Annotated in this window: 12 protein-coding genes; 9 read left to right on the top strand and 3 right to left on the bottom strand. The window is 70.9% G+C overall.

Annotated features, from left to right (window positions below; genetic code table 11):
* The first annotated feature begins 220 nt into the window (after window positions 1-220).
* Both ACFV8T_RS38925 and ACFV8T_RS38920 read left to right on the top strand, forming a co-directional pair.
* Window positions 221-607: a hypothetical protein gene (locus ACFV8T_RS38925; protein WP_385336811.1), complete on the top strand. Its 387-nt coding sequence runs from the start codon at window positions 221-223 to the stop codon at window positions 605-607.
* A gap of 139 nt (window positions 608-746) precedes the next feature.
* Window positions 747-1,106: a hypothetical protein gene (locus ACFV8T_RS38920; RefSeq protein WP_385336808.1), complete on the top strand. Its 360-nt coding sequence runs from the start codon at window positions 747-749 to the stop codon at window positions 1,104-1,106.
* A 138-nt stretch (window positions 1,107-1,244) separates the two neighbouring features.
* Here the strand turns inward: ACFV8T_RS38920 and ACFV8T_RS38915 are convergent, their stop codons facing one another.
* Window positions 1,245-4,112 (bottom strand): BTAD domain-containing putative transcriptional regulator, encoded by a 2,868-nt coding sequence (locus ACFV8T_RS38915; RefSeq protein ID WP_385336806.1) that lies wholly within the window; start codon window positions 4,110-4,112, stop codon window positions 1,245-1,247.
* Window positions 4,113-4,525: 413 nt separating this feature from the next.
* Here ACFV8T_RS38915 and ACFV8T_RS38910 point away from each other — a divergent pair, with 413 nt between their 5' ends.
* Together ACFV8T_RS38910 and ACFV8T_RS38905 are read left to right on the top strand one after the other, a co-directional pair.
* Entirely contained in the window at window positions 4,526-5,887 is a 1,362-nt protein-coding gene (locus tag ACFV8T_RS38910) for a helix-turn-helix domain-containing protein (RefSeq protein WP_385336804.1), read from the top strand.
* A 163-nt stretch (window positions 5,888-6,050) separates the two neighbouring features.
* Window positions 6,051-6,977, top strand: coding sequence for an ornithine carbamoyltransferase (locus tag ACFV8T_RS38905; RefSeq protein ID WP_266422471.1), 927 nt, complete (start codon window positions 6,051-6,053; stop codon window positions 6,975-6,977).
* Window positions 6,978-7,160: 183 nt separating this feature from the next.
* On the opposite strand, the gene ACFV8T_RS38900 is transcribed toward ACFV8T_RS38905, so the two are convergent.
* Together ACFV8T_RS38900 and ACFV8T_RS38895 are read right to left on the bottom strand one after the other, a co-directional pair.
* Window positions 7,161-7,373 carry an MbtH family NRPS accessory protein gene (locus tag ACFV8T_RS38900; protein WP_093549323.1) on the bottom strand — a complete coding sequence of 71 codons (213 nt, stop codon included), beginning with the start codon at window positions 7,371-7,373 and terminating at the stop codon, window positions 7,161-7,163.
* A gap of 157 nt (window positions 7,374-7,530) precedes the next feature.
* Complete coding sequence (locus tag ACFV8T_RS38895) at window positions 7,531-7,812, bottom strand: hypothetical protein (protein ID WP_266422474.1); 282 nt, start codon at window positions 7,810-7,812, stop codon at window positions 7,531-7,533.
* 261 nt (window positions 7,813-8,073) lie between these two features.
* On the opposite strand from ACFV8T_RS38895, the gene ACFV8T_RS38890 reads away from it, so the two are divergent.
* From ACFV8T_RS38890 to ACFV8T_RS38870, 5 genes are all read left to right on the top strand, one after another.
* Entirely contained in the window at window positions 8,074-8,526 is a 453-nt protein-coding gene (locus ACFV8T_RS38890; protein WP_266422476.1) for a cobalamin B12-binding domain-containing protein, read from the top strand.
* Window positions 8,523-9,929, top strand: a complete 1,407-nt coding sequence (locus ACFV8T_RS38885) for a methylaspartate mutase (protein WP_385336799.1) — start codon at window positions 8,523-8,525, stop codon at window positions 9,927-9,929. Before ACFV8T_RS38890 ends, ACFV8T_RS38885 begins: the two co-directional genes overlap by 4 nt.
* A complete protein-coding gene (locus ACFV8T_RS38880) occupies window positions 9,926-10,942 on the top strand; it encodes an asparagine synthetase A (protein WP_385336797.1) in 1,017 nt (338 codons plus the stop codon). The genes ACFV8T_RS38885 and ACFV8T_RS38880 overlap by 4 nt, the downstream gene beginning before the upstream one ends.
* Window positions 10,939-12,207, top strand: coding sequence for a glutamate synthase-related protein (locus tag ACFV8T_RS38875; RefSeq protein WP_385336794.1), 1,269 nt, complete (start codon window positions 10,939-10,941; stop codon window positions 12,205-12,207). The genes ACFV8T_RS38880 and ACFV8T_RS38875 overlap by 4 nt, the downstream gene beginning before the upstream one ends.
* Before the next feature lie 114 nt (window positions 12,208-12,321).
* Window positions 12,322-15,759 (top strand): amino acid adenylation domain-containing protein (locus tag ACFV8T_RS38870; protein ID WP_385336792.1); only part of this gene is annotated, 3,438 nt, incomplete at its 3' end.

Here is a 15,759-nt window from a genome sequence, read left to right as displayed (position 1 = left end):
ATGGTTTGGTTGCCACGCCTCAATCCCCCAGGATGTCGCATCCTCTGCGGATCACCACGGATCCCTGTCTGAGTGGAACGGGGTCATCATGCGGCCGTCGATTACCGCTGCGTTCCCTTCGCGAACGCGGGAACGGGAAGAAAGCGGGAACGGTTCGGGAGGGAACCGGGAGCAGGGAAGGCAAGGATCGTTCTGTAGTTGTCTGCAGAAGGAGTACTCCGTGAAGGACCCCAGGGATCGTTCGCCCGACGGGACGGAACTGCGCCAGGCCCTCCAGGACCTGACCACCGTGGAACGGTGGGCCGAGCGTGTGGCGTCCGGTGTTCAGTCCCATCCGTACACCGCGCCGGAGTCCTTGGAGGGGCCCCAGCTGAGCGTCGAGACCAGAACCGTGAACGGTATGCACACGGTGGCCGGGATCGTGGAGTGGCCGCCCGGGAACGGTGCCGGTCCGGCGGTCCTGGACGAGACGGAGCGCGCGGTGCTCCGCTCCCTCGTGAGATCGCTGCTCGACCTGGCCGGCCACGAGTCGGGAACGGCCCGTACGCGTGTGGTGCTCACCCCCCTCGGGCCCCGGGTCGCCGCCTGTCAGCTCGACGTGGAATAGCCGTTGCCGGTCCGTTCCCGCGGCAGTTCCCTGCGGCGGTATCGGGGCAGGAACGGACCGGGAACGCCGATCAGCAACATCAGTGGTGTCGGGAAGCGGAACACCGCAGAACCTCACAAACACCACTTAGGGGCGGGACATGGGACGCAAGCTTGCTGGACTCTTCGGGATCATCGCGGCGACGCTGGCCTTCGGTATCGGCACGGCCGTCGAGGTGGGGCAGTCGCACGACTCCCGGGGTGTTCAGCAGGTTGTCGCCGACGACAAGGGTCCGACGATCATCGGCACCCACCTGCTCGCCGACGACAAGGGCCCGACGATCATCGGTACCCGGGGTACCGCCGACGACAAGGGCCCGACGGTCATCGGCTCCCACGTGCTCGCCGACGACAAGGGCCCGACGATCGTCGCTGGGACGATCACCGACGACAAGGGTCCGACCGTGATCGGTACGCAGGGCACCGACGACGACAAGGGCCCGACGTCCCCCGCCATGTGATCCCACCGCCTCGACACACGAGCCCCGCACCGGAGTCACGGTGCGGGGCTCGTCGCTGTCCGTCCCGGGGCGGCGGCCCCGGCCGGGCGGCTGCCGTGCGCGCGGGCCGTTTTGGGGTACGGCGACGGCGGGCGGGCGTCAGCTGCGCCGGTGATCCGCCGGTACGCCCATCTCGGTGAAGAGCTGCTCGGCCTCCGCCCGGTACCGGGCCGCGTCCGGTGTGTCCCCGAGGACGTCGGCCATTCCCGCGAGCGCGTAGGCCTGCTCGATGCGGTAGCTGAGGGACGAGGCGAGTTCATGGGCGTGGGTGTGCAGCGCGAGCGCCGCCGCCACGTCGCCCTGCCGGCGGCGCAGCCGGCCCACCACGTTCTCCACCTTGGCCCGGCGCAGGGGCGAGGAGTTCGTCCGCATCATGTCGAGGGCGAGCTCCGCCTGGTCCGGGACGCGGGGCGGCCTTCCCAGCCGGTTCTCCACATCGGCGGACAACGCCAGGGTCAGGGCGAGGTTCACCTCGTTGCCGGCGTCCCCGTACAGTGCGCGGGCCTCCGCCAGACAGCGGTCGGCCTCCTCGTACGCACCCAGGCCGACGTGGGCGAAGGCGAGGTCCGTGACGGCGCCGGGCAACCCCTCGTGCTGCCCCAGCTGCCGGCTCAGTTCGGCCGACCGCTGGGCCGCGTCCCGCGCCTCCTCGTACCGTCCCCACTGTTCGTAGAGCGTGCTGAGGATGGTCAGGCTCTCGGCCTCCGCGCGCGGCATGTCCAGGTCGCGTTCATGCGCGATTGCCGTCTCCATGTGGCCCAGGGCCGCGGAGAAGTCGCCGAGCAGACTGTTGAACTGGCCGAGGATGCTCTCGCTGTGGGCCTGGGTGTGCAGATCGCCGAGCCGGATCGCGACGTCCCGGCTCTTGCGGGCGGCTTCGAGGCCCTCGGAAAGACGGCCGAGTTTCCAGCAGGCGACGCCCAGGTTGGACAGGCTCACCCCCAGCAGCGCCAGATCCTCCAGGCGGCCGGCGGCGGCGACCGCGACCCGGCTCAGCCCGCCGAACTCCTCCAGGAGACCGAGGTCGTTGAGCTGGAAGACGAGATTGCGGGCCAGGCACACCACATAGCGGTCGTGACCCCGGCGCTCGGCGAGCGTGACGGCCGCGAGGAGCGACGTCTGCTCGCGCTGGAACCACTTCCGCGCCCGCTCGGGCGTGCCGAGGTCCGGCAGTTCGGCCGTGGAGGGTTCGATACCGGTGCTGCGCCTGCGCCGCCCGGAGTAGAGGAGGTCGCACGCCACCTCGGTGGCGGTCAGGTAGTAGCCCAGCAGCCGCTCCACCGCCCCGGAGTCCTCGGGGGACTCGACGAGCAGGCTCTGCGCGAAGCTGCGGACCAGGTCGTGGAAGGTGTAGAGGCCGATCTCCGGCTGCTGCACCAGGTGGACGTCGAGCAGCATCTCCAGCAGGTCCTCCGCGTCCCGGGCGGAGGAGCCCAGCAGCGCACCGGCCGCGTGGACGTCCATGTCGCTGCCCGGGTGCAGGGCCAGCGTCGAGAACGCGTTCCGGCACTCCTCGTCCAGGGCCTGGTAGGACAGGCGCAGGGTGGCGGAGACGCTGCGGGCGCCGGAGCTGAGCTCGTCGAGCCTGCGGGTCTCGTCGCGCAGCCGTTCCGCCAGGTACTGGAGCGTCCAGCGCGGGCGGTTGCGCAGCCGGGCGGTGGCGATCCGCAGCGCGAGGGGGAGGTGGCCGCAGAGCCGGGCGAGTTCCACGGCCGCCTCGGGCTCGGCGGCGACGCGCTCGACACCGAGCGTCTCGGCCACCAGCATCGCGCTGTCCTCGGGCGGCATCACCCCGATCGAGATCCACTGAGCGCCGTCCAGATCGACCAGACGGGCCCGGCTGGTGACCATGACGAGGCAGCCGGGGGAGAGGGGCAGCAGCGGACGGATGGCGGCGGCGTCGGCAGCGTTGTCGATGAGGATCAGCAGCCGCTTGCCGACCAGGGTGGCACGCCACAGGGCCGTGCGGGCGGGCGCGTCGTCGGGGATGAGATGGCCCGGCACGCCGACGGCCCGCAGCAGAGTGTCGAGCGCGATGCCGGCGGTCACCGGCTGGTCGCCCGGGGTGTATCCGCGCAGGTCGATGTGGAGCTGGCCGTCCGGGTAGTCCGGGGCGAGCCGGTGCGCGGCCCGCACCGCGAGCGAGGTCTTGCCGCAGCCGCCCATGCCGTCGATGGCCACGATCTGGGGGCCCTGCTCGCCGCCGCTCTTGGCGCCGTGCAGGATTTCGGCCAGTTCCCGGTCCCGGCCGGTGAAGTCCGCGAGGTCGTACGGGAGGGTGCTGGGGGGTTCGGCGGGCAGCGCCACGGCGACGACGGGGGCGGCGGCCGGTTCGGGGCCGGCCAGTTCGGGGCTCTCCCGCAGGATTCCCTCGTACAGCTTGGTCAGATTGGGGCCGGGGTCGATGCCGAGTTCCTCGGAGAGGAGCTCGCGCACCTTGCCGTACTCGTCCAGGGCCTCGGCCTGCCGCCCGGACCGGTACAGGGCGATCATCAACTGGCCGCGCAGGGACTCGCGCAAGGGGTGCTGCTGGACCAGTTCCCGCAGTTCGACGACGAGTTCGGCGGCCTCGCCGAGTGCGAGGTGGAGTTCGAAGAGCTGTTCTGCCGCGGTCAGCCGGCGCTCCTCGATGGAGGTCGACGCGGCCTCGATGACCGGACCGCCGCCGCCCGACAGAACAGGTCCGCGCCAGAGTGCGAGGGCACCGCGCAATATCTCGGCGGCTTCGGCCGTCCGGCCATCGGACGCCGCGAGCTTCGCTTTGCGTATCAGTAGGCCAAATTCGGCCACGTCGATTTCACATTGTTCATGGGCTACGCGATAGCCGGGCCCGTCGGTGACGAGGACGTCGGCACCGCCGGGTATCCGTCTTCGGAGATCGGCAACTGCCTTGCGCACTTGGTGCGGTGCGGTCGTCGGCGGTTCCTCGTCCCAGGCCGCCTCGACCAGCCGGGAAACCGGAAGCACTTTTCCGGGCTCCAGAAGCAGAGTGGCCAGAACTCGCTCCTGTATGACACCGCCCAGCCGGAGTCGCTTCCCGTTGGACCAACCCTCTATCGGGCCAAGAATGTTGAAGCGCAGCCGAAACTCTTCTGCAGTTGACACGCATCCTCCCCCTCAGCTCTGCGCACCCGCAGCGCTTCACCAGCGCGAGGCGATCGTAGCCCTTGCAGAAGGAACTCGCGGTACTGCACCGGGAAGAGTTCGGGAATGGCTCGATGGAGTCTGTTCATCGACGGCAGGCCTTCGCTGCCACGGAGAGTACGGAGCGTGAGCGGACCGGAAAGATCCCGGACCGGGCTGTGTGTTCCGGACAGTCCTGGGCGGTCGGGTAACCGGCCATTGCGTTTTCTGAGCATGTGGAGACCGAGGAGACAATGATGAATTCCCAGCCCGCACCCGGGCTCGACGTTCTGCTGCAGAATGCGCGCCGGCGGGCGGGACTCACTCAGGAACAGCTCGCCGGGCTTTCCACGGTGAGCGTCCGAGCCATTCGAGACCTGGAACTGGGTCGGGTCCAGCACCCGCGCAGGGAAACGCTGAAGCTGCTCGCCAATGCCATGAGGCTCAGCGACGCGCGGCGCGTCGAGCTGGAACTCGCCGTCGATGCAAAGGCCGCGGGGCGCGTCTTCCAGGACATCTACGGCACCGGCCTCGCCACACCGCCCCCTCCGCTGCGCCCGCTGATCGGGCGGCGCCCGGAACTGGAAGCGCTGACAGCCCGGTTGCGCACGGATCACGAGCGACTGCTGACCCTGGTGGGTCTGCCGGGAGTGGGGAAGTCGCGGCTCGCCCAGGAGGCCGCCTCGGTGATTCACGCCCGGGACCGGGTTCCGGTGCTGTGGGTCTCCCTGAACGACACCGCGGAGACCACCGGAACGGACCCCAACAATCCGCAGGCGACCGTGACCGGGTGGGTTCGCGCACTTGTACGGGACGGCGAGGAATTCGATGAACTGGCCGCGCTCATAGGGTCCAAGGCGACCTTGATCGTGCTGGATGGTCACGATGCGTCACCATCTGTCACCCCTCGCCTGCTGAGTCTGCTGCGTGCCTGCGAGCGCCTGAAAATACTCACCACCACCGACCGTCCGGTCCAGCTGCCCGGTGGACGGCTGCTCCCGCTGGCTCCACTGGCGGTGCCGACCGCTGCCGATCTCGCAGCCGAGCCGGTGGGCGGTTCCCTCGTCGCGGACCGGCACGCCGTCGAGCTGACGCTCTCCCATGTCAGCTACATGCGACCCGATTTCCTCCCCACCGACTCCGTCGTCACCACCGTGGCCCACATCTGCCGGGCCCTGGACGGCATGCCGCAGGCGCTGGAAGCCGCCGCCTCATGGCTGCTGCTGTACTCCCCGCAGCAGCTCCTGGACATCGCCCGCACCACACCGCTGGTCCTGCTCGACGGGGTCACGCCCGCCGATCCCGCCGCCGGCCCCACCTTGGGCGAGCGGCTCACCGCCGCCGTGACCGGGCTCGACCCGCAGTCCGCCGCTCTGCTCCGCACGCTGGCGACGCTGGAGGACCCGTGGACGGTGGACGGCGCCGCACGTGCCTGCGGCACCTCCCTGGCCGAGGCCGCCCGTGATGTGCATGCCCTGCTGGTCCGCGGCCTGATCCGCCGGCTCCCCACCACGGCGGGCGACCCGGTGGGCTTCACCGTGCTCAATCTGGTCCGCGCGGTCCTCGACGCGGAGCAGGAGACGCGGCCCGCCGCTCTCGCCGTCGCACTGGCCGAATGAGGACCGCCCCGCCGGGACGCCGGGGAAGCCCCGCGCGCGTCCCGTCCGAGGCCTCCCCGCGCCTTCCTCCGTGTCCCTCCCGCCCCCTCGCGCCACCCGGGGCCTCTCGTTCCCCGTTCCGCAGCCCGACCCCGCCCTCGTCCTCGTGAAAGGCACCTCACCCATGCGCAACCTGATCTCCCTGGCCGACCTGACGCCCGCCGAGCTGGACCACCTCGTCCGGCGCGCCGTCACGTTCGGCCGCGACGGCATCGTGCCGAAGCCGCTGGCCGGACGCCAGGTCGGTCTCTACTTCCGCAAGTCCTCCACCCGGACCCGTACATCCTTCTGGAGCGGGGCGACCCGCCTCGGCGCCGATGTGATCACCTTCGGTCCGAACGAACTGCAGCTCACCACCGGCGAGACGGTCGAGGACACCGCCCGGGTGCTCGGGCAGTACCTGGACGCGCTCGTCGTACGCACCAACGGGGACGTGGAGGAGATCCGCCGGCTCGGCAGCAGCGAGGACCTGGCCGTGGTCAACGCCCTGAGCCTGGACGAGCACCCGACCCAGGCCATCGCCGATCTCGCCACCCTGGCGGAGGAGTTCGGCTCGCTCGACGGTCTGCACCTGCTCGCCGTCGGCGAGGGCAACAGCTCGGGCGCGGCCCTCGCGCTCGCCGCGGCCCTCACCCCCGGCCTCCGCCTCACCCTGCTGTGCCCGGCGGGCTACGAGGTGCCCAAGGAGACCCTGGACCTGGCGGACGAGCTCAGCGGCGGCAAGGCCCTGGTGAGCCAGGTCGTGACGGCCGACGCCGTCGAGGGGCCGGTGGACGCGGTGTACACCAGCCGGTGGCAGACCATGGGCGTGACGAAGGACAACCCCGACTGGCTCCGGGACTTCGACGGCTTCCAGATCAACCGCGCGTTCCTGGACCGCTTCGCCGGCCCGCGCACCGTCTTCCTGCACGACCTTCCCGCGGTCCGCGGCGAGGAGGTCACCGACGAGGTCCTCGACGGCCCGTCGAGCCGGGCCTGGCGGCAGGCCCACCACAAGATGACCGCCGCCGCGGCGGTCCTGGAGTGGTGCGTACGCGGCGTCCAGGACTGACCACCCCGCACCATCGGCTCCTGGCGGACATGGGTTCACGACCGAGACCACCCATGTCCGCCAGGAGCCCTTTCGCATGTCCCGGGTACGGGGACCGGTGCCGGTCGCCGTACGGCGAAGGGCGGGTGCGGGGCGCGTGCTGCGCCTCGCACCCGCCCTTCCGGAACGGGACGGCCGATGGGTTCAGCCACCCATGGCCGCAACCACCGAACGCGGTCGCATGTCGGTCCAGTTCGCCTCGATGAATTCGCCGCATTCCTGCTTGCTGCCCTCGTCCTTCACCAGTTCCCAGCCCGCCGGCTGCTGGATCCGGGCCGGCCACAGCGAATACTGACCCTCTTCGTTGGCCAGCACTACATAGCGGCCCTGGGAGTCCTCGAACGGGTTGGTTGCCATGATTTCCACCTCGGTTGGACGAAGTTGTACGTGATGTCGTCGGGTGTGTCTGAGTGTTTCGGCTGCATCAAATGCTAGGAGCCGCGGACCGGTCCGCCGGGCAGAAGTCCAGGCAGATCGGCGGCACCACGGACCGCTGGATCGACGGACCGCCGGATCAGGTGAGCACACGGGCCGTCTGGTGCGCGTAGGTGAGGGCGACCCCGGTCGCCACGGTGGCCGCGCGCACCGCGCCGAGCGCCTCGCGCACCAGCTCCGAACGCTCCACCGGCATCACCTCGAACCCGAGCTGACCTGCGCGGACAATGTTCACCGCGGCTTCGAGCACGGCGACCTGGGCCTCACCCAGCGCCTCCCGCCGGTCGACCCGTTCCCGTACCTCCGCCAGGACGTCCGCGAGCACGTCCGCCGCACGGACGCTGTGGCCGGTCTCTGCCATGTCATGACTCCTCGGTCTTTCGCCGGCGGTGTGCACGGGGCCGGGCGCTGAATTCTGCGGGTGCAGTGCGGCCAGTCTCACGTCCCGCCGCGGGCCCGGCACCGGACTGTCGGTCAACTGCTCCTCTGCTGCCGCCCAGTTGCCGCCGGTGACGCCGGAAACGCCTCGGAAGCGAATCTACGGTTGTGGCCGAAAGGAAGTTCCGGGCAAGCCTGGACCTCTTTCTCCCCTTGTCATCCAATGATGTGGACGAAGCGAACAATGAAGCCTGCGGAATGGGCGGCTCGTCATCGATCCGGGCCGCTGGATGTTGTTGTCACCGGACTGCAATCCGATGCTCACACCTGGAATCTCATCTACATCCAACTGCTGCTCGAAGACCTCGGGCACAAGGTCGTCAATCTGGGTTCCTGCGTGCCCGAGGACGAGATCGTCGAGTCCTGCTGCAAGTTCCAGCCCGACCTCCTGGTCGTCAGCAGTGTCAACGGGCACGGCTTCCACGACGCCGAGCCCCTGATCGGGGCCATCCGGTCGCGCTGGGAGCTGACCGGCCTGCCCGCGGTCATCGGCGGCAAGCTCGGCGTGTCCGGGGACGGGGAGGAAGAGGCCGACGCCCTCATGAGGGCCGGGTTCGACGCGGTCTTCCAGGACGGCGTCGACATCGCCGCTTTCGAGTCCTACGTCGACTCGCTTCCCAAGGAGGTGGAACGATGACCGCGCCGGTCCAGGAGGCGGCCCCCGGGAGCCGCACCACCGTGCACCGGCGACCGCTCTCCTTCGGCCGCTTCGTCGCCGGGGCACAGACCCGCGGAACACTCGTGGTGCAGCCCCGCATGGGCTTCTCCGACCCCGCCCTGATGAGGGCCGGCCTGCTGGCCACCAAGGGAGCGGCCGACGCGGTCGTCGGCACCATGACCATCGACAGCTACACCCGGGTCAACGACGAGGCGTCCGCGGCCCGCGCCCTGAACGGCGGCGTCCCGCTCAACGGGTTCCCCATCACCTCCTACAGCCCGCACACCTCGCGCTGGGTCCTCGACGGCGTCCGGGACGCCGGCTTCCCGGTGCAGATCCGGCACGGATCGGCACGCCCCCAGCGCATCGTGGCCGCGCTGGCCCGGCTCGGCCTGGACGCGACGGAGGGCGGACCGGTCTCCTACTGCCTGCCCTACGGACGCACCCCGCTCCTGGACTCCGTACGCAACTGGCAGGAGAGCTGCGACTTCCTGGCCGGACTGCGCGCCACCGGGGCGGAACCGCATCTGGAGACCTTCGGCGGTTGCATGCTCGGACAGCTGTGCCCGCCCGGACTGCTCGTCGCGATCAGTGCGCTGGAGGCACTCTTCTTCCACCGCGCGGGGCTGCGCAGCATCTCGCTCAGCTACGCCCAGCAGACCAACGCGGCCCAGGACCGCGACGCGATGCACGCGCTGCACCGGCTGGCCGGCGAGTTCCTGCCGGACACCGACTGGCACATCGTCCTCTACACCTACATGGGCCTCTACCCGCAGACCCGGCACGGCTCCCTGGAACTCCTGGAACGTTCGGCCGAACTGGCCGTCGAGACCGGGGCGGCCCGGCTGATCGTGAAGACCGAGGCCGAGGCGCACCGCATCCCGACCGTGGCGGAGAACGTCGAGGCCCTCCGGGTCGCCGCGCGGGCCGCCGCCCGGCACCGCACGGCGACCGGCCACCGGCCCGGGAACGCACCCGTCCCGAGCTCCGACCCGGCGGACAACGCCGTCTACGCCGAGGCCCGTGCCCTGGTGGACGCCGTGCTGAACCTGGACGACGACCTGGGCCAGGCCCTGCTGAAGGCCTTCGCCCGCGGATACCTCGACGTTCCCTACTGCCTGCACCCCGACAACGCGGGCCGCACCCGGAGTCATATCGACGGGTCCGGCCGCCTCACCTGGTCCGAGATCGGGGCGATGCCCCTCGGGCCCGTCCGCGACCGCGGCCGGCGGCTCACCGCCGCCGGGCTGTTCGACGCCCTGTCGTTCGTCCAGCGCCGGCACGACCGCATCGTTCCCTCGTCCGCTTCCCGCCCCTCGCTCCCCACGGCGGCCCGTCGCCCGGCAGCCCATCGGCAGCACACCCAGGAGGTAGCACCATGACCAGCACGATCGCCGAGTCCCACGGCCGCGTCGCGCCCTCGTTCCCGGCCTCTCCCGACCAGCACCTGATCGCCGAACCGACCCGTGCCACGCTGCGGGTGCAGAGCCGCATGCTCGCGGCGACCCGCGCCTTCCTGACCGCGCAGGGGTTCCAGGAGCTGCTGCCGCCGGTCATCGGACCGGTCACCGACCCGGGAATCCGGGGCTCCAAGCAGGTGGACGTCGACTTCTACGGCCACAAGTACAAGCTGATGACCAGCGCGATCCTCTACAAGCAGGCATCGCTGCTGGCCTTCGACAAGATCTTCTACATCGCGCCCAATGTCCGGCTGGAACCGCTGGAGACGGCCGTCACGCACCGCCATCTCGCCGAGTTCCACCAGATCGACGTGGAGATCCGCGACGCCCGCCGCGAGGACGCGATGGAGCTCGCCGAGCGGCTCGTCGCGCATGTCGTCGACGAGGTCGTCCGCGAGATGCCGGGGGACCTGGAGCTCCTCGGCCGGGACCGGGACGCCTTCCGGGAGGTGGTCCAGGGGGCGTTCGGCCGCACCACGCACCAGGAGGCCACCGCGGACCTGGTGGCGCTCGGCCACCCGCAGGACCCCGGCGCCGAGATCGACTGGGAGGGCGAGGAGATCCTCTCCGCGAAGACCAGCCGCCCGTTCTTCGTCGTCGACTACCCCAAGGGTTCGCGGGGCTTCTACGACCAGGAGGACACCGACCGCCCCGGCATCCTGCGGAACTTCGACCTGATCGCCCCCGAGGGCTACGGCGAACTGGCCAGCGGCAGCGAGCGCGAGCACGACTACGCGGCCCTGGTCACCCGGATGCGCGAGACCGGCGAGAACCCCGCCAAGTACGGCTGGTACCTCGACCTGGCCCGCCGCGGCATCCCCGCCAGCTCCGGGTTCGGCATCGGCCTGGAGCGCTTCACCCGGTACGTCACCGGCCGCACCGCCGCCTGGGAGGCCAGCGCCTACCCGAAGCTCCCCGGCGTGGTGTCGGCATGAGTGCGGTACTGAGCGCCGCGGGCTTCCCCGAGGAACAGGTGCGGCACCGGGCCAGGGCCGGAGCGGCGGGGGTCTTCCCCGCGCTGGAGTCCTACGGCAGCAGCATGCTGGGCGCGATCCCGGCCGGCCAGGACCCGCACGACCTGCTGGAGCGCGCCAGGATCGTACCTCCGGTGTTCATGCCGGAGCGGCTGAAGAAGCTCATCGACCTGGCCCGTGAACCGCTGTACACGGACGTCGAACTGGACACCCCGGTCGGCGGGTTCGCCTCCCGGCTGCCGCTCTACGTGTCCGCGTTCGGCTCGACCCAGGTCGCCAGCCACGACCTGGGCGAGGCAGCCGGACGTCAGGCCGGGCAGCTCGGCATCCCGATGGTCATCGGGGAGAACGTGGTGCCGGTCAACGGCTACCGCGCGGCCGCCGACTCCGCGGCCTCCCCGCTGCTCGGCCGGATCGCCGCCTACACGGCCGCCGCCGACGACGAGCACGGCGGCGTGGTGGTGCAGCAGTCCACCGAGGACGCGGACGCCGAGGTGTGGAACCTGGTCTACAGCGACCCGGTGTCCGAGCCGCTGCTGGCCACCGGCCGGCTCGCCTTCGAACTGAAGGTGGGGCAGGGCGCCAAACCGGGGCTCGGCGGTCTCACCGTCCTGGGCCGCGAGGCCGGCGGCAGGGTCGCCGAACAGTACGCCATGGACGCGGTGTTCGGCGCCGACAGCGACTCGGTGCTGCGGATCAGCAGCCCCGGCACCTTCACCGAGGAGATCCTGCGCCAGCAGATCCGGCTGATGCGGAACAACTTCCCCCGCGCGAAGGTGTGGGTGAAGCTGCACCCCGGCCGCGACGTGGCCCTCGCCGCGGCCACCGCCTGGGCGGCCGGCGCGGACTCCGTCACCGTGGACGGCGCGGAGGGCGGCACCGCCTGGGCGCCGACCGCCTTCCTCGGCCAGGTGGGACTCCCGCTCGGCGAGTGCCTCACCCGCATCGGCCGCACCGACCACTGCCTGCTCGCCAGCGGGCGGATCTGGGAAGGCAGCAGGGCCGCGAAGGCGCTGGCGCTCGGCGCACGCGCCGTCGGCCTCGGCCGGGCCGCACTGCTCGCCGTGGACGAGGACGCCGAAGCCGGCCTGGTCCGGCTGGTCGAGGCCATCGCCCTGGAACTCCGGCTGCTGATCAGCTCCGTCGGCAAGTACCACGCGAACGCCCTGGAAGCGGACGACGTCCTGCTGCCGGCCGACGCCGCGACGGCCTCCCGCACCGGCTGATCCCCCCGCTCCACCACCCTGCTTCGCACCATTTGCACGTCATCCACCGTGGCTCCGTCGGTCTCCCGGCACGCCGCGAGACCACGAGATCCGAGCTACCAAGAAGGTGTCGAGATGTCCCAGCCGCAAACCGATCCGGCTCTCTCCCTCGGCGTCGGCGTCCCCGCGCACGTCGCCACGTACAACGACACGGCCGAGAACCTTCCCGTGGGCGCGCTGCACGCTCTCTTCGCCGCGCAGGCCGCCCGTACCCCGGAGGCCGTCGCCCTCGTCCGTGAGGACGGCCGTCTCACCTACCGGGAGCTGGACGGCGCGGCCAACGCCCTCGCGCACCGGCTCGTCGCCGAGGGCGTACGGCCGGGCGACGCGGTGGGCCTCCTCTTCGACCGCTCGTTCGCCTATGTCATCACGGTCCTCGCCGTGCTGAAGAGCGGCGGCGTGTACGTCCCCCTCGACCCGCGACAGCCCGAGGAGCGGCTCGCCTGGATCCTCGGCAGCACCGGGGCCACCCTCCTGGCCACCGACCGCCCGGCCGGGGACACCGGCTTCGCGGGGGAGCTGCCCGCCCTGCGGCTCGACGACGCGAGCGCCACGGCCGACACGACTGCCACCGCACCCGATGTCACGGTCCACCCGGACCAGCCGCTGTACATCATGTTCACCTCCGGCTCCAGCGGCACCCCCAAGGGCGTCGTGAACACCCACCGCAACGTGGTCGAACTGGCCCTGGACCCGGGCTTCGGCGCCGCGGCCCACGAGCGGGTGCTCGCCTACTCGCCGCTGCCCTTCGACTCCTCGACCTACGAGCTGTGGGTGCCGCTGCTGCGTGGCGGACTGGCAGTCGTGCTGTCCGCACCGAAGATCGACATCGGCGAGCTGGCCGACGCCATCACCCGCTACCGGGTGACCGCCGCCTACTTCACGACCGCCCTCTTCGACGCCATGGCCAGCGAGGCGATCGACGGCCTCAAGCAGCTGCGCGAGATCTGGACCGGCGGCGACGTCCTCTCCGCCACCGCCCTTCAACGGGCCCTCGACCACTGCCCGGACACCACGTTCGTGCACGTGTACGGTCCCACGGAGGCGACCGTCTTCTGCAGCTACCAGGCCTTCACCCCCGAGGTGCGCACCCTCGACCGGCTGCACCTCGGCATCCCGATGGCCAACACCGCCATGTACGTCCTGGACGCCGAGCTGCGCCACACCGCCCAGGGCGAGACCGGCGAACTCTACGTCGCGGGGCCGCACCTGGCCCAGGGCTACGGCCGACTGCCGGCCCTGACCGCCGAGCGTTTCACCGCCGACCCGTACGGACCCGCCGGCAGCCGCATGTACCGCACCGGCGACCTGGCCGCCTGGAACGAGCACGGTGAAGTCGTGTTCCTGGGCCGCGCGGACCAGCAGGTCAAGCTGCGCGGCAACCGCATCGAGCTCGGCGAGATCGAGACCGTGCTGGTCCGCCACCCCTCCGTCGCCCAGGCAGCGGTCATCGTCCGCGAGGACCGGCCCGGCGACAAGCGCCTGGTGGCCTACGCCGTACCCGCCGAGGAAGGCGTCCTGGACGGAGCCGAACTCCTCCGGTACGCGGGCGAGCAGCTCGTCGAGTACATGGTGCCCTCGGCGGTCGTCCCGATGGGGACCCTGCCGCTGACTCCGAACGGCAAGCTGGACCGGCGCGCACTGCCCGCTCCCCGGGCCGGCGCGGCACCGGGCGGCCGGGCCCCGCGCAACCCCGTCGAGGAAGTCCTCTGCGGCCTGTTCTCCCACTCCCTCGGCCTGCCGTCGATCGGCATCGACGACGACTTCTTCACCCTCGGCGGCCACTCGCTGCTGGCGACCCGGCTGGTCAGCCGGGTGCGCACCGTGCTCGATGTCCAGCTGACGCTGCGGCAGTTCTTCGAGTACCCGACCGTGGCACTGCTCGCCGAGTACGTCGCCACCGGCGGCGGCGAGTCCGCCCGCCCTGCCCTGACCGCCCAGGAACGGCCGGAACCGCTGCCGCTCTCGGCGGCCCAGCAACGGCTCTGGTTCCTCGATCAGCTGGAGGGCCCGTCGGCGACGTACAACATCCCGCTCGCCGTCCGGGTGAGAGGGGACCTCGACGTCGCGGCCCTGGAGTCCGCGTTCACCGATGTCGCGGGACGGCACGAGAGCCTGCGCACCGTGTTCGGTCAGGCCGAGGGCCGGACCTACCAGCGCATCCTGCCCGCCGACAGCGTCCGGGTGGAGCTGCCGGTCACCCCGGCGACCGAGGACGGCGTCGCCGCACTGCTCACCGCCGAGTCCGAGCGCATCTTCGACCTCTCGGGCGATCTGCCCTTCCGGGCCCGGCTGTTCAGCCTCGGCGAGCACGACCACGTACTCCTGGTGGTCATGCACCACATAGTCTCCGACGGCTGGTCCTACCAGCCGCTCATGCGCGACCTGAGCACCGCGTACGCCACCCGCTCGCGTGGCGAGCGCCCCGCCTGGGAGCCGCTGCCCGCCCAGTACGCGGACTACGCACTCTGGCACCGGGGCGTGCTCGGCGACCCCGCGGACCAGGAGAGCGTCGCCGCCCGTCAACTGGACTACTGGCGAGGCGCATTGGCCGACCTTCCGGAGGAGGTCACCCTGCCCGCCGGCCGGCAGCGGCCGGCCGTCGCCTCCTACCGCGGCGCCACCCACACCGTGCACCTCTCCCAGGACGTCCACTCCTCGCTCGCGGAGCTGGCACGCGAATCGGGCGCATCGGTGTTCATGGTGGCCCAGGCGGCGGTGTCGACCCTGCTGTCCCGTTCGGGCGCCGGGCACGACATCCCGCTCGGCTCGCCGATCGCCGGCCGTACGGACCAGGCGCTCGACGATCTCGTCGGCTTCTTCGTCAACACCCTTGTCCTGCGCACGGACACCAGCGGCGATCCGAGCTTCCGTGAGCTGCTGACCCGGGTCCGCGAGACGGACCTTGCCGCCTGGAGCCACCAGGACCTGCCGTTCGACCGGCTGGTCGAAGCCCTCAACCCGGACCGGTCCGCCGCCCGGCACCCCCTCTTCCAGGTGATGCTCACCCTGACGGACGCGGCCACGCCGACGCTCGTCGCCGAGGGCCTGGACACCGAATCGGAGTTCACCTGGCTGAGGTTCGCCAAGTTCGATCTGACGTTCTCGTTCGCCGAGCATCGTTCGGTGGATGGTCGGCCGGGTGGTCTGGACATCACGATCGAGTACGCGACGGATCTGTATGACGCGCGTTCGGTGGAGTTGGCGGGTGAGCGTCTGGTGCGGTTGCTGGGTGCTGCGGCGTCGGCGCCGGATGTTCCGGTGGGTGAGCTGGAGTTGTTGTCCGCGGATGAGCGTGGGGTGTTGTTGGGGGAGTGGGCCGGTGCGGTGACCGGTACTCCGGGTGCGGGTCTTGCGCAGTTGTTCGTGGCGCAGGTGGCGCGGACGCCGGATGCGGTTGCGGTGGTGGGTGAGGGGCGTGAGCTTTCCTATCGTGAGGTTGATGTGCTGGCCAATGGTGTGGCGCGTCGGCTGATCGGTGAGGGGGTGCGGCCGGGTAGTCGGGTGGCGTTG

It is taken from the genome of Streptomyces sp. NPDC059832 (genome assembly GCF_042731715.1).
GTDB lineage: Bacteria > Actinomycetota > Actinomycetes > Streptomycetales > Streptomycetaceae > Streptomyces.
This window is presented reverse-complemented; position numbering and strand designations above follow the sequence as displayed.